We start from the raw sequence: 13,572 nt of genomic DNA on the forward strand, positions 1-13,572 counted from the left end.
CAGTTCCCCCCTTATGCCTAAGATCGGTATAATCGGGTTGCCAAACGTAGGGAAGTCGACCCTCTTCAATGCGCTTACTCGCTCTTACAGAGCACAAGCCACAAACTTCCCATTCTGTACTATCAAACCAAATGTCGGAATCGTCAATGTTCCGGATTCCCGACTGGATACTCTCTCGGAACTGACAAAATCCAAAAGAGTAGTACCAGCAACTATCGAATTCGTAGACATTGCAGGACTTGTCAGGGGGGCTAGTGAAGGAGAAGGGCTTGGTAACCAATTTCTCGGCCATATTCGACAGGTGGACGCCATTGTGCAAGTAGTACGCTGCTTTGAAAACACAGAGATTCACCATGTAGCAGGTACTGTAGACCCCATCCGGGATATAGCGACCATTAGCGCTGAGCTAATTCTTGCGGACCTTGCTTTCTTACAGAAGCGTAAGGACAAATTGTCAGCGCGCACCAAAGGACAGGAAATGGAACTCTACCTCCTGGAGCAATTGATCCAACATCTGGACAATGGACACCCGGCTTCCTCTTTGAGGCCCCTAAAAGGGGAAAAGTCTCCTCTTGATTCCTTCTGCCTCCTTACTGCAAAACCTACCCTTTTCGCTTGCAATGTCTGTGAGGAGGATTTGGCTAAACAGAATAATCTAGCTAGAGCCTCTTTTCTTCAGAATGTAAAGGCCCACGTCACCAGTGGTCTTCGTACTGAAACGGTTGCCGTTAGCGCTCAAATTGAAAGCGAGCTTTCAGCGTTACCACCCGCAGAAGCTGAGGCATTTTTGGCAGGGCTTGGAGTTGCAGATAGTGGTGTTAAGCAGTTGATTCGCGTTGCCTATGATACTCTACTGGGATTGCGGACATACTTTACTACGGGCCCAAGGGAAACACGCGCTTGGACCATTCGCGATGGGGACCGAGCGCCTACTGCCGCTGGCATTATCCATTCAGACCTACAGCGCGGCTTTATAGCGGCAGAAATTGTTTCTTATGAAGACTTCATACGGCTGGGGTCGTGGGCAAAAGCTAGAATGACCGGACGCCTTCGCGTAGAAGGAAAGGAGTATATGGTCTGTGACGGGGATGTTATAGAATTCCGGTTTAATGTGTAGCTTTTTCTGGTTTTGTATTTTTCACCACTCTACCACGCAAGAATTTTGAAGGAGTAAAACACGTGCGTACCACAACTACTCATAGCTGATGAGTAGTCTGGGAGCCATAAGTGGAGCCTGCTGTCTCTTACGTCTGTGTCTTCTCTGTACGAGTTGTCTCTGTAAACCCATGCTAGATAGACGACAAAAACTGAGTATAGGACTTATCCAACACCAGTGTACTCTGGATGGAGAGGCCAATACACTTTCCCTGGAAAAGGGAGTCCGCAAGGCGGCCTCTCAGGGCGCACAGATTATCTCTACTCAGGAACTATTCCGTTCTCAATATTTCTGTCAAGTCGAAGACTACAAGCACTTCGCTTTGGCTGAGACCATCCCCGGTTCTGGGACGGAGCGTCTTTGCGCAATTGCTCAAGAGCTCGATATTGTTTTGGTCGCCTCCCTTTTCGAGCGGCGTGCTCCGGGACTCTATCATAATACCGCTGTGGTCATTGACGCAGACGGAACTTTACTGGGCAAATACCGGAAAATGCATATCCCAGAGGATCCTCTTTTCTACGAAAAGTTTTACTTTACCCCAGGAGACCTGGGGTTCTTAGTGTGGGACACGCGGTACGCACGCATTGGGGTGGGTCTCTGTTGGGATCAGTGGTACCCAGAGGCCCCCCGACTCCTTGCCTTACGCGGGGCGCAGATCCTCTTCTTTCCTACGGCAATCGGCTGGCATCCCACCGAAAAATCCCGTCATGGGCAACGCCAATATTCAGCGTGGGAAGTTGTTCAACGAGGACATGCTATAGCTAATGGTTGCTACCTAGCGGTTGCCAACCGTGTAGGCCACGAAGTCTATAGCGGAAATGGAATTGAGTTTTGGGGACAAAGCTTCGTTTGTGACCCTTTTGGGGAAATCCTCCAAAAGGGATCGACTTCTGATGAGGAAATTATTATCGCAGAAATAGACCTGGACCTCATAGACGTGCAGAGGAAGCACTGGCCCTTCCTGCGCGATCGTAGGATCGATGCCTACGGAGGGATTTTGCGTCGATTTATCGACTCGTGACACTCCCCACTTCAGGAAATTTACGAGGACCAATTTCCTTGCCCATAGACCTAGTGCTATACCTGTCTTCCTGCTATAGGCCTTTTTGTCTTTGGAGGGGATTCTTACCTGCCCTAGGCAGAACTAGGCGTCAAGCAACCGACGGTAGAGTATGCCAAGCGCGGCATCAACTGCCAACTGTTTAAAAGTTTCTCGGCTTTCTGGGAACAGTCCCCTGTAAACCTGGGTAGGTACTTGAGGAGAGGCTAGCCCAATAAAGACAGTGCCAATTGACAGCTGTTGTGTCCCCCTAGTGGGTCCAGCTACGCCAGTCGTGCACAGAGCATAGTGCGCGCCGCTAAGATTTAACAGGCGTTCCGCCATTTCTGTAGCTACCTCCTTACTTACTGCGCCACACGACCGGATAGTTGACTCAGGTAGATGCAACCTGTCTGATTTGGCTTTATCAGAATAGAGGATAAAGCCCTCCAGGAAAACTCTAGAACAACCTTCGACATTGGTTATACGGTTTGCCAGAAGGCCACCAGTACAGGACTCCGCTGTGGCCAGAGTCCTTTTCGCTCTACGGAGACACTCCACCACCATCCTTTCTAATAGGGGTCCCCTCCTCATCGTCATTGCAAGCTAGAGAAAGTCCCTCCCACCTTCACTTCCGATCCTTACCATACCACCACATTCCTGTCCCGTATATAAGAAACACTTGGTTACCTGACCCCCCCATATATTCTCGTTGCTAGTAACAGCGCTAAATGCTTTTCGGGATTTCTACGCCCTGGAAGGAATCGTGCAGCCAAAGTAGAAGCAAGCGATGTGGGGAAGTTTTCTCACCGAACTACCTTTAGCTGAGGCTGGGAGCACCTTTGGACGGCGGCTTAAACTATGTACTGGAAGGCTTGCGGCCTACCTTGTCCGAGCTCATTTACCTTCTCCAAACCCCTTAGCTTACCTAGAGGATAGAAAGGAAGCTGCACATTGTATCGCTGCAAGCCGCCGTGCCTCCGCGTCTGTTTCAAGGATTTGTCCAAGATCTGGGGTGGGCGTGCCGTCCCCCATTCGGTCCAAAACCTCTTCCACGACACCCCAAATTCTTGGAAAGGGAATTTCCCCCTTTAAAAAGGCCTCCACTGCTATTTCATTTGCGGCGTTTAAGATGGCAGGCACGGTACCTCCACATTCTCCGGCACGCTGTGCTAGGCGCAAAGCAGGGAAGTCGTCCCAACGAGGAGCAAAGAACTCCAGGCGGTGCAAGGTCGCCAAATTCAGCGCTTTTCTTGGAGGTCCCACACGTTCTGGCCACATAAGCGCATGCTGAATGGGGAGGTACATATCTGAGGCGCCCATCTCCGCAAGCATGCATCCATCTATCAATTCTACCATAGAGTGAACAATGCTCTGTGGATGGATTATCACATCGATGCAAGATATGGGAACCCCAAAAAGTTGTTGTGCCTCAATTAGTTCCAACCCCTTATTAAACAAGGTGGCGCAATCAACTGTTACCTTGCGTCCCATTCTCCAGGTAGGATGGCAAAGTGCCTTCTCCGGTGTCACCCCAGCTAATCTTTCTGAAGGAAGGGATCGAAATGGCCCACCCGAACAAGTAAGTATCAATCGGCTAACCTCCTCCACACTATGCCCCTCAAGACACTGGAAAATAGCATTGTGCTCGCTGTCTACTGGTAGTAGGTGTACCCCTTTGTCTTTCACCGCGCGGGTGACAATGCTCCCTGCCATGACCAGTATTTCCTTACTAGCAAGGGCAAGATTTCTCCCTATTTCGATTGCTGCTAAAGCAGGGCGCAACCCATCAGTACCCGTAATAGCGACAAGAACTATATCTGCTTCAAGCTCTATAACGAGGTCTACCAACCCCTCTGCCCCGCAGAAAATTCTTACTTCTTCCCCAAAGGCCCTATCCAAGTTGCTAGCAGAGATGGGGTCCCCCACACAAATGGCTTTGGGTCGAAACTCCCTTATGGCTTTCTCCATCTTTACTACATTACGAAGGGTAGACATCCCAACGATGTCTATACGATCAGAGAGCACACGCGCCACCTGCATAGCCTTATCTCCAATGGAACCTGTAGCTCCAAGAATTACCACTCTGCGCTTTCTCATAAGGAGTGCATGGTCCAATGCAAATAGAAAAATAAAAATGGTCCAGTGAAAAGTAGACTATCTATCAAATCCAGTGCTCCACCGATACCAGGTAGTAGATAACCCGAGTCCTTAGCCTGTATACTACGCTTAATGACTGACTCTACTAAATCTCCTATAATGGCTATCCCACCCAGAGAGCATCCTAGAAGGAGAACATTTGTTTTGTAAAAGAGGGGGATCCAAGATGGAAAACATGTACGTGCAACGAGAGCCACTATACCGGCCGAGGCAACGGCACCTAAAAAGCCCTCCCACGTCTTTTTAGGGCTGATCTGTGGGGCTAATCGGTGTCGCCCAAAGAAGCCACCAAACATATAAGCCCCCATATCGCTGCACTTGGTGACTATAACTACAAAGAGTGCGTAAAAGGGCCCTGTAGGATCCCCATTTGCCGAAGGTGGTGTCAGGAAAATAATTTTGGACAAAAAGTGGAACGTCCACGGGATGTAGAGAATGCCAAACAGTGTAAAGACGGTAGCCTGGCAAGATGCTAACTGCCCAATCGGAGCGAACACCTGCCGGATGAGGAGGGCTACCACCAGTAGCAAGATCGCTACCAGATCAAAGCCAGTGTGAATGGTATAGGCTTGATAGTAAAGAAAACCCCCTGCTAAAAACACTGCCGAAAGGAGTGTTGCCGTTACTGAAAACGTCTGTACGCCGGCGCTTTGTAGCATCCGAAAAAATTCCCATTGTGCGACCAGCGCTAGCCCACAGATTAGCGCTAAGTAGAATGCTGGTACCTTCCATGCAAGTACCAAGCTAATGACTACCCACAAAGTGATAGAGCTCCCTAGTCGGAGCAGAAAAGTAAGCCGTCTGTCAGCCATTCATATACACCAATAGTAAAAGTGGATGGCTCCAGACCAATAGTGTATCAACTTCCTTTAATCGGCCTCTTGTGGCGCGCATAGATCCGACTGGATTGGCTTTTAGCAGGAAGCCTGCTTTTTAACACTGGATTTTTCGTCCCCTTATTGAGACCATGGCGCATCCTGGCGAGTGTTATCGCTGTTTATGGCTTCTAAAGACACCACTGCTGAAGAAGCAGCCAAAGTCCAGCGTAGTAAGAATCTTGACATGGCCTTGCAGCAGATTACCAAGGCCTATGGGGAGGGAGCGATCATGCGGCTGAGTGGTTCCTCAGCCCTTTCTGTAGAGGTGATTCCTACTGGCAACATCGCGATTGATCGTGCTCTCGGTGTCGGGGGATTCCCGCGTGGTCGCATTGTCGAAATTTTCGGACCGGAATCCTCCGGAAAAACCACTCTCACCCTGACTGCAATCGCACAGGCTCAGCAGCACGGAGGACTAGCTGGATTCATTGATGTCGAACATGCTCTGGACCCACAATACGCCAATCGCCTAGGGGTGCAACTCGGCAATCTTTTGATCTCTCAACCTAACTCAGGAGAAGAGGCTCTACGTATTTGCGAAACTCTTATTCGTTCTAACACCCTAGATATCCTCGTAATCGATTCTGTGGCCGCCCTGGTTACTAAGGCCGAACTAGAAGGTAATATTGGGGACGCTGTGGTAGGCGCCCAAGCCCGCCTAATGAGTGCTGCTTTGCGAAAACTTACCTCCCTTATCTCTAAAGCGAGCGCGTGCTGTATTTTCACCAATCAGATTCGAGAAAAAATTGGCGTCGTATTCGGGAACCCAGAAACGACCCCCGGTGGAAAAGCCCTAAAGTTCTACTCTACTATGCGTGTCGATATCAGACGTGTTGGTCCAGTCAAGAATAGCGATGGAAGCATTAGTGGAAATCGTACTCGCCTTAGAGTAGTTAAAAACAAAGTCGCTCCCCCATTCGCTGAAGCCGAATTCGACATCATTTACAATGAGGGCATTTCTAGCACTAATACCCTACTCGACATTGCCGTGGAAAAGGGTATCGTGGAAAGGAGGGGTTCCTGGCTGCACTATAGGGGAGAACAGCTTGCTCAAGGCCGGGATGCCGCAAAAAATATTCTTAGAAAGAATGCTGAGCTCTATGCAAAGATTGAAAAAGAGGTAATTTTGGCGCTGGATGCTGAGCTCCATGGAAAGAAGTAGTTTCCCTTACCCTGTAGAAACTATGGAGAAAACCGGTTACTACTCGGGCAGGCATCTCGTAGCTGACAGGTAAAGCAACTAGGTTTACGAGCTGTACAACATCTTCTTCCATGCAGGATGAGCTGGTGGCTGAAGTCACTCCATTGCTTCCTTGGAAGAAGTTTCATGAGATCTCGCTCAATTTTTACTGGGTTTGAGTGCGGGGTTAGCTCCAGGCGCCTTGAGAGGCGCGCCACGTGGGTATCCACTGCTATGCCTTCATTTCTTCTGAATGCATTGCCTAGAACTACGTTGGCCGTCTTGCGGCCCACTCCAGGTAAGGTCACCAAAGTCTCAAGTGTTTTTGGTACCCTTCCGCTGTGACGCTCCAAGATCTCTCTGGCTGCAGCGCGGATGTTTTTCGCCTTCCTTCGAAAGAAACCGGTGGAACGGATTAGTGATTCCAGTCTCTCCTGGGAGACTTCCGCAAAGGCGTGCACCGTACGCAATCCCTCAAAGAGTTTTGGTGTCACCAAGTTTACCTGCCTGTCCGTACATTGAGCAGAAAGAATAGTGGCTACTAATAACTCGAAAGGCGAGTGGTAAACTAGCGTACAGTGCGTCTTAGGATATATCGTCTTTAGCCTTTGATAGAGAATAAAAGCCCGTTCCTCCCGTGTCATGGTTACACTAACAGCTAGGGATAAGATACCATCGCACTAACAAGCATTTCCAACTTCCACTGAGAGTTGCTATGGTTCCGCCTTCCTGTTGGCTTGATGTCTGTTTTTCCAAAGTCCAACAAAAGTCCAACATCCAGAAGGATGGTGTCTCGAATATTCCACCACAGTGAGTTTTCAGATCTAACTCTCTTATTAAAACATAAGCTCCAGCAGGGTTGCATCCTCTCACTCTGTATTCCCACCCTCAATGAGGAGGCTACAATTGGCAACCTAATCTGTCGCCTAAGAAGGGCGCTTGTGGAAGCCGTCCCTATCTTGGACGAAATCCTCATCGTGGACTCTGGCTCCTGTGACCGTACAAGAGAAGAGGCCCAAGCTGCTGGTGCTGCTGTTTTTCTCGCTTCTGAAATCTTACCAGAACTGCCCTCTGTTCCTGGAAAGGGGACCAACCTTTGGAAGTCCCTATTTGTGGCTAAGGGGAACCTTCTTTGCTTCCTAGACGGAGATATTCAGAATATACACCCCCGCTTCGTCTATGGTCTCATTGGACCCCTACTACGGTTTCCAGAAATTGATTATGTGAAGGGCTGCTACAATCGTCCGATTTTGACAGACAAAGGCCCACGACCTATAGGCGGCGGTCGCGTTACCGAGATCTTAATCCGTCCGCTTTTTTCCATTTTTTTTCCCAACCTTTCCGAAATTGTCCAGCCACTTTCCGGAGAGTACGCAGCAAAACGCTCTCTCTTGGAAAATCTTTATTTTCCTGCCGGATATGGAGTAGAAACCGCTCTGCTCTTAGACATCTACCGCAAAGTGGGGATCAGGAAAATTGCCCAGGTAGATTTGGGAGAACGTCTTCACCATCACCAGGATGTCCTGGCCCTCGGCGCCATGGCCTTTTCCATCTTGCAAACTTTTTTGAGACGAGTCCCGAAGCTCCAAAACTTTCCGAAAAATCCTCTTCGCCAGTTCTATCTTGGCGCAGATGGTTACCGGTTGCTTGAGACTAACTCGTCCAACAAGGAATATCCCCCAGTGCTTCTAGTGAAAGCTTACCGAAAAAGGTAACACTCCTCACTCAATGCGCATCGCAATTGTCCACTACCATCTACGCATAGGAGGAGTCTCGCGTGTTATCGAGCTAGCCTGCCGAGCCTTATTGCAGAGGACAGACGTTTCCCTTGCCGTATTAGCAGGAGATGTTTCATCCCTCTCGCCCATTCCAGATCTGGTACCAGTTGCCCTGATACCAGGGTTAGACTACAGAGATCCTCCCTCTAACACACACAAAACGGCACTGCTGCAGGAGCTAAAAAGGAGCTCCTGCCGCCTCTTAAAGGGACCCCCAGATGTCTGGCACCTACATAATCATTCCCTGGGAAAAAACCTCGCGCTTCTTGAAGCCACTGCGCGTCTAGCCAAGGAGGGGCATGCTATGCTCCTCCAAATCCACGATTTTGCTGAAAACCAACGCCTAGAGGACTATCAACGTCTAATCCACGCATACGGAAGTCCGCTAGAAGTGGGAAACCTACTATATCCCTCTACCCCCGTATTGCCTATGCATTGCTCAACTCACGCGATGTGACCCTTTTGAAGAGAATACAGTTCCCAGGGAAACTCTTTCTTTTACCTAATCCCGCTCTCCCCCAACCAGTTACCCAGCACCAACCTCCCAAAAGACGGGGGGACGTCCGTTACATCACCTATCCATGTCGATCCATCCGAAGGAAAAACATCGGTGAAGCCCTTCTTTTTGCCTGTGCTCTGCCAAAAGACAGAAAACTCGCCCTTGCCATGCCTCCTAAAATCTCAAATGAATGTCTTTCTTCTCAAATGAATGTCTTTCTTACATGCGTTGGGAGTCTATTGCCAATCGCTGGCTTATTCCAGTCGAATTTATGCACTCTTGCCCTAATACTTCCATTGGGGACTTTATTTCCTCTTCTGAAGCCCTACTTACAACTAGTCTTGAGGAAGGGTTCGGCATGGTTTTTTTGGAATGCTGGCTCTTTAACAAGCCCCTCCTAGGTAGAGACATTCCATTAATCACCGCAGATCTCCGCTCTGCTGGCATTGTCTTAGATTCTCTGTACGACTTCCTCGGAATCCCCGTTTCTCTCATCGGAAAGAGGCAAGTATACCGGTCTCTCTTCCACCATCTACGGCAAAATGCTGCCGCAATCGGCATACCAGTAAAAACTCAGTTATGCGAAAGAATGTTGCAACGAGCCCTTCGCGGCAACCAGATAGACTTTGGTAGGCTTGAACCTCTCCTTCAAGAGCGTGTCCTCCATCTGGCTGCACAGTCCCCCTCAGTTGCTCGGGATTTTTTTCCTCGACCTCTTACCTTAACCTCGATGGAAACTATTCGGCTTAACTGCGGTGTCGTGGCAAGGGAATACTCTCTCGAAAGGTATTTATCCCGTCTTCTAGAGATTTACTCTACTATTGTTTCTGCTCCATCTGGGGCTGCCAGTTTGGCAGGGAATAGCTTGGATATTTTTAAGGAGTTTCTGCTCATCTAAGCCGAAAAAAGGATGGCGGCCGTTCCGTTGCTTTTTACCAAAACAACGCGACTTGCCTCTTGACCACACTCGTGCTCACAATCATAGTTCTTGGTGCGTGTGCCTGTCGGTGAGTACAGCGTGAAAAAAGTGAAGGGGAAGATACCCGCTGTCCTCCCGGCTTGTTTTGTGCATACCGGTTATGAACGCTGAATTGATTGCAACTCTGGATTACTTGGAAAGGGAAAAGGGAATCCGTCGGGATGTACTGGTGGAAGCTATCTCATCTGCTCTCCTTGCCGCGTCGAAGCGCAGTTTCACCGCTGGCACCAGGGAGTTGCGTATCGAAATTAATCCAAGGAGTGGTAATATCCGTGCAATGGCTAGGTTAATCGCTGCGGATCCCGTGCGTAACTCTCACGATGAGATTGCCATTTCCAGGGCACGCCTTCTGAAGTCGGATGTGCAGCTGGGAGAAGAATTGGATGTCGAGGTCACTCCTAGGGATTTTGGGCGTATCGCAGCTCAAACTGCTCGCCAAGCTATCACGCAGCGTTTGCGACAGCTTGAGAAGGAAATGATTTATCAAGAGTTTAAGGACCGAGCGGGAGAGATCGTTAGTGGAACCGTTCGCCGTTTTGAGCGCTCTGATGTTATTGTTGACCTCGGCAGATTCGAGGCCATCATGCCAGGGTGGGAGCGTGTCTCCACTGAGGAATATAGCGTTGGTGACCGAATCCGTGCTTATGTTATTGCAGTTGAGAATAGCTCACGCGGTCCTGAGATAATTCTCTCGCGCAGCCATCCGAATTTTGTTCGTAGATTGTTTGAGATTGAGGTGAGCGAGATCGCAGATCGCACTGTGGAGCTGAGAGGCATTGCTCGTGAAGCTGGCTACCGCACCAAGGTTGCTGTGTACAGCTCCGATGAAAAGGTCGATCCTGTGGGGGCCTGCGTGGGTATGCGTGGGGGGCGTGTCAAGAACATCGTGCGTGAGCTAAATAATGAGAAAGTGGATATTATCCGATGGCATCCTGACCCAAGGGAATTTGTAAAAGAGGCTCTCCGTCCCACGGTGATTAAGAGTATAGCGATGGATGAAGCCAAGAAAGAATTACGAATTACGGTTGCCAAAGAGGGCCTTTCTCTAGCGATCGGTAGGAAGGGTCAAAACGCTCGCTTGACTGCTAGGTTAACAGGATGGGATATTGATATCCAGGAGGATAAGTCTAGAGAGGAAGCACTTGAATCCCAAAAAGCGCAGGCCGCTCGTTCCCTGGCAGAGTCTCTCTGTCTCAGCGAGGAAGCCGCCTCTCTTCTTGCTAGCGCCGGAATGAATTCGGTAGAAGTGGTTGCCATGTCTGATGCCGAGGATATAGCAGGCATCCTGGATGGGGATGCGGGGCGTGCTGCACAGATTCTGGCGGCTGCAAAAAGTCTGCAGAAGGGCACCTTGCAGCAGCAGGGTGCTTCCACCCTTGCAGGTTTGAGGCCTTAGAAAAAACCACGCGGGAGATTTCTGTCCCGCATACACAGAGAAAAAGAGAGATAGAGATACTATGGGAAGAGCCGCTGGCAAACTCCCGGTTGGGCGTTTTTTGGAGAGGGGCCTGTTGTGTCTTTCTGCTGGTGTGTAACCGGGTAGGGTGTTGGCAGATTGAGTCTGCGTGATATGCGGTAGAGTGGTAGATTAGACATCCTAGTTTAGATGTCCTAGTCCTAGTAATTGATGAGTAGAATATAAGAGAGTGATCCAGCCTTGCGATATAAAGAAGGCATATGAGCTCCATGGCCACACGACTTAACAGTAGAAAGGAAAAAGGTGGTAGTGCTCCCTCTGATAGAGGAGAACACGAGGCCTCCCTCCCTAAGGCAGAGGATGTCGCGTCCGTTCGGCAGAAAACGGATGGTCCACCTGCTCTGTCTGCCAAGACCCCTGCGCCCATTTCCCTGATTGCACCCAAAAAGAAAGCTGCTAGGGAGGGGAAGGCTTCCAAGCTCAGACCTCTGGCTCCGATCACTGCTAGAACTTCTGCCTCTCCTTTTTCCAAAGGATCGGAAAAACCGAAGGTTTCCGTGCACCGTACCGGCGTGGAAGAAGACACCCAGGCTGGGGTGGATTTCCCGGCCACCAAAGTCCTTCACATCAAGCCACCAGTTGTTGTCAGAGAACTTGCTGAAAGACTTGGCATCAAGCCGTTTCAGATCATTTATGACCTGATGAAACTAAATATCTTCGCTGCTATCAATCAAACTGTTGAACTAGATACAGCATCTAAGCTTTGCGAAAAGTACGGCTTTCGCCTCGAGCGGGAGAAACGCAAGGCCGGAGAGGGGCACCGTAAGGTAGCCCCCCACTCTACTCTTGTATCCCCAGTTTCCTTCACTGGCAGAGCCTCCGAAGAGCTTGACCCTCGGGCTCCTATAGTTGCCTTTATGGGGCACGTAGATCACGGAAAAACCTCCTTGCTAGACGCCATTCGTAAGACAAAGGTCGCTGCCGGAGAAGTTGGTGGGATTACTCAACACATTGGTGCGTATAGTATCAAACGGGACGGCCATCGCATCACTTTTCTCGATACTCCAGGCCATGCTGCCTTTACGGCCATGCGTATGCGCGGAGCCAGCATCACGGATATCGTTGTCCTTGTCGTGGCTGCCGATGATGGCTTGATGCCGCAAACTATCGAGGCTATTAGCCATGCTAAGGCAGCTGGGGTTGCTGTCATCGTGGCCATAAGCAAAGTGGACCTACCCACTGCCAATATTGATCGAGTTAAACAACAATTGCAGGGACAAGGTTTTACCCCAGAAGATTGGGGTGGAAGTACCATTTGTGTCTCAGTAAGCGCCACTCAGGGTACTGGCATCAATGAGCTCCTAGACATGATGTGCTTACAAGCAGAAATCCTTGAGCTCAAAGCTAGTGTGCATACCCCAGCACGTTGTACTGTCATTGAAGCTCAACTTGAACCAGGCCGGGGACCCACTGCTACACTCATTGTACGCACTGGAAAAATTAAAATTGGCCAGCCCTTTATTTGCGGAAACCACTGGGGTAAGCTTAGGCAGCTTATTAATGACGACGCTAAACCCATCCGAGAAGCTGGCCCCTCCACCCCTGTTAAAATTTTTGGCCTTAGCGGACTTCCTAGCGCAGGAGATGAGTTAATCGTCGTAGATTCAGAACGTTCTGCGAAGGCCTTTAGCAAAGAGAAGCTAGAAAGCCTCCGTGCTAGTAAGCTAGCTGTTGTTCCACAACGTGCTACGCTAGAGAGCCTGTTTCGAAATCCCACTGGTGACCAGAAAAAATCCCTCCAGCTCATTTTGAAGGCAGATGTACAGGGTACCATGGAAGCCATTATTGTTTCTCTAAGGGAGATACCTAGCCACAGGATCACCATAGAACTAATCCACGCGGCTGTAGGTCCGATTTCCGAATCGGATGTGCTTCTGGCCGGTGCCTCCAATGCAATTGTCATAGGTTTTGGCACCAAGGTGGAGAACGGTGCCTCCAGCATCGCCAAGCGTGAGGGTATACAAATCAAGCTTTTTAGCATCATCTATGAGCTTGTCGACCAGATCAGGGAGGCAATGGTTGGAATGCTTGAGCCACAGCTGCGAGAAACTGTTATCGGTCACGCTGAGGTGAGGCAGGTCTTTGAGCTCTCCAGAGGTAAGGTGGCCGGCTGTGTAATTACGGATGGTCGTATTATTCGTAGCGCGCGGGCTCGGATCTTGCGGAAAAGCCAACCTATCTATGATGGTAGTATAGCTACACTACGCCGTTTTCAGGACGATGTTAAGGAGGTTAGGGCAGGACTTGAGTGCGGCATTAAGCTGGGTGATTTCTCTGAATATTTGTCAAGAGATATTGTTGAGTGCTACATTCTGGAGAAAACGCAGCAGTCCCTGGAATAGACGAGGCCTATCTGGAGGTCCCCCACTTGCTCTAGACAGGGTTGGTCAGGCTGCTGTGGAGGCGATAAGAATGCCTCCTTCCAG

General features: G+C 49.8%; 12 protein-coding genes. 8 read left to right on the forward strand and 4 right to left on the reverse strand.

Annotation, left to right across the window (positions count from 1 at the left end; genetic code table 11):
• Positions 1-13: 13 nt before the first annotated feature.
• The gene (gene ychF / locus JMM79_03320) at positions 14-1,117 is read left to right on the forward strand and encodes a redox-regulated ATPase YchF (GenBank protein ID QQY08251.1); all 1,104 of its coding nucleotides are present in this window, start codon (positions 14-16) and stop codon (positions 1,115-1,117) included.
• 169 nt (positions 1,118-1,286) lie between these two features.
• Complete coding sequence (locus JMM79_03325; protein QQY08772.1) at positions 1,287-2,177, forward strand: carbon-nitrogen hydrolase; 891 nt, start codon at positions 1,287-1,289, stop codon at positions 2,175-2,177.
• Between the two features lie 123 nt (positions 2,178-2,300).
• On the opposite strand, the gene JMM79_03330 is transcribed toward JMM79_03325, so the two are convergent.
• From JMM79_03330 to JMM79_03340, 3 genes are all read right to left on the reverse strand, one after another.
• Positions 2,301-2,762, reverse strand: a complete 462-nt coding sequence (locus JMM79_03330; protein ID QQY08252.1) for a CinA family protein — start codon at positions 2,760-2,762, stop codon at positions 2,301-2,303.
• Between the two features lie 357 nt (positions 2,763-3,119).
• Positions 3,120-4,295, reverse strand: a complete 1,176-nt coding sequence (locus JMM79_03335; protein QQY08253.1) for a 1-deoxy-D-xylulose-5-phosphate reductoisomerase — start codon at positions 4,293-4,295, stop codon at positions 3,120-3,122.
• Positions 4,292-5,167: a phosphatidate cytidylyltransferase gene (locus tag JMM79_03340; protein ID QQY08254.1), complete on the reverse strand. Its 876-nt coding sequence runs from the start codon at positions 5,165-5,167 to the stop codon at positions 4,292-4,294. Before JMM79_03340 ends, JMM79_03335 begins: the two co-directional genes overlap by 4 nt.
• 187 nt (positions 5,168-5,354) lie before the next feature.
• Between JMM79_03340 and recA the strand changes: the two genes are divergently transcribed.
• Entirely contained in the window at positions 5,355-6,395 is a 1,041-nt protein-coding gene (gene recA, locus JMM79_03345; GenBank protein ID QQY08255.1) for a recombinase RecA, read from the forward strand.
• A 20-nt stretch (positions 6,396-6,415) separates the two neighbouring features.
• Here recA and nth read toward each other — a convergent pair whose 3' ends face one another.
• Positions 6,416-7,057, reverse strand: a complete 642-nt coding sequence (nth, locus tag JMM79_03350) for an endonuclease III (protein ID QQY08256.1) — start codon at positions 7,055-7,057, stop codon at positions 6,416-6,418.
• Positions 7,058-7,198: 141 nt separating this feature from the next.
• On the opposite strand from nth, the gene JMM79_03355 reads away from it, so the two are divergent.
• The 5 genes from JMM79_03355 (at position 7,199) to infB (ending at position 13,488) form a co-directional block, all read left to right on the forward strand.
• Entirely contained in the window at positions 7,199-8,128 is a 930-nt protein-coding gene (locus JMM79_03355; protein ID QQY08257.1) for a glucosyl-3-phosphoglycerate synthase, read from the forward strand.
• A gap of 13 nt (positions 8,129-8,141) precedes the next feature.
• A complete protein-coding gene (locus JMM79_03360) occupies positions 8,142-8,648 on the forward strand; it encodes a hypothetical protein (GenBank protein QQY08258.1) in 507 nt (168 codons plus the stop codon).
• A 265-nt stretch (positions 8,649-8,913) separates the two neighbouring features.
• Positions 8,914-9,588: a hypothetical protein gene (locus tag JMM79_03365; protein ID QQY08259.1), complete on the forward strand. Its 675-nt coding sequence runs from the start codon at positions 8,914-8,916 to the stop codon at positions 9,586-9,588.
• 181 nt (positions 9,589-9,769) lie between these two features.
• The gene (gene nusA, locus JMM79_03370) at positions 9,770-11,065 is read left to right on the forward strand and encodes a transcription termination/antitermination protein NusA (protein QQY08260.1); all 1,296 of its coding nucleotides are present in this window, start codon (positions 9,770-9,772) and stop codon (positions 11,063-11,065) included.
• Positions 11,066-11,346: 281 nt separating this feature from the next.
• Positions 11,347-13,488 carry a translation initiation factor IF-2 gene (infB, locus tag JMM79_03375; GenBank protein ID QQY08261.1) on the forward strand — a complete coding sequence of 714 codons (2,142 nt, stop codon included), beginning with the start codon at positions 11,347-11,349 and terminating at the stop codon, positions 13,486-13,488.
• Positions 13,489-13,572: the final 84 nt, after the last annotated feature.

It is taken from the genome of Candidatus Xiphinematobacter sp., from assembly GCA_016766635.1.
Taxonomy (GTDB): domain Bacteria; phylum Verrucomicrobiota; class Verrucomicrobiia; order Chthoniobacterales; family Xiphinematobacteraceae; genus Xiphinematobacter.

What these genes read in the sequence shown, in the direction of transcription:
- ychF (QQY08251.1), top strand. Translation starts at nt 14, where the DNA reads ATGCCTAAGATCGGTATAATCGGGTTGCCAAACGTAGGGAAGTCGACC.
- JMM79_03325 (QQY08772.1), top strand. Translation starts at nt 1,287, where the DNA reads ATGCTAGATAGACGACAAAAACTGAGTATAGGACTTATCCAACACCAG.
- JMM79_03330 (QQY08252.1), bottom strand. Translation starts at nt 2,762, where the DNA reads ATGGTGGTGGAGTGTCTCCGTAGAGCGAAAAGGACTCTGGCCACAGCG.
- JMM79_03335 (QQY08253.1), bottom strand. Translation starts at nt 4,295, where the DNA reads ATGAGAAAGCGCAGAGTGGTAATTCTTGGAGCTACAGGTTCCATTGGA.
- JMM79_03340 (QQY08254.1), bottom strand. Translation starts at nt 5,167, where the DNA reads ATGGCTGACAGACGGCTTACTTTTCTGCTCCGACTAGGGAGCTCTATC.
- recA (QQY08255.1), top strand. Translation starts at nt 5,355, where the DNA reads ATGGCTTCTAAAGACACCACTGCTGAAGAAGCAGCCAAAGTCCAGCGT.
- nth (QQY08256.1), bottom strand. Translation starts at nt 7,057, where the DNA reads ATGACACGGGAGGAACGGGCTTTTATTCTCTATCAAAGGCTAAAGACG.
- JMM79_03355 (QQY08257.1), top strand. Translation starts at nt 7,199, where the DNA reads ATGGTGTCTCGAATATTCCACCACAGTGAGTTTTCAGATCTAACTCTC.
- JMM79_03360 (QQY08258.1), top strand. Translation starts at nt 8,142, where the DNA reads ATGCGCATCGCAATTGTCCACTACCATCTACGCATAGGAGGAGTCTCG.
- JMM79_03365 (QQY08259.1), top strand. Translation starts at nt 8,914, where the DNA reads ATGCGTTGGGAGTCTATTGCCAATCGCTGGCTTATTCCAGTCGAATTT.
- nusA (QQY08260.1), top strand. Translation starts at nt 9,770, where the DNA reads ATGAACGCTGAATTGATTGCAACTCTGGATTACTTGGAAAGGGAAAAG.
- infB (QQY08261.1), top strand. Translation starts at nt 11,347, where the DNA reads ATGAGCTCCATGGCCACACGACTTAACAGTAGAAAGGAAAAAGGTGGT.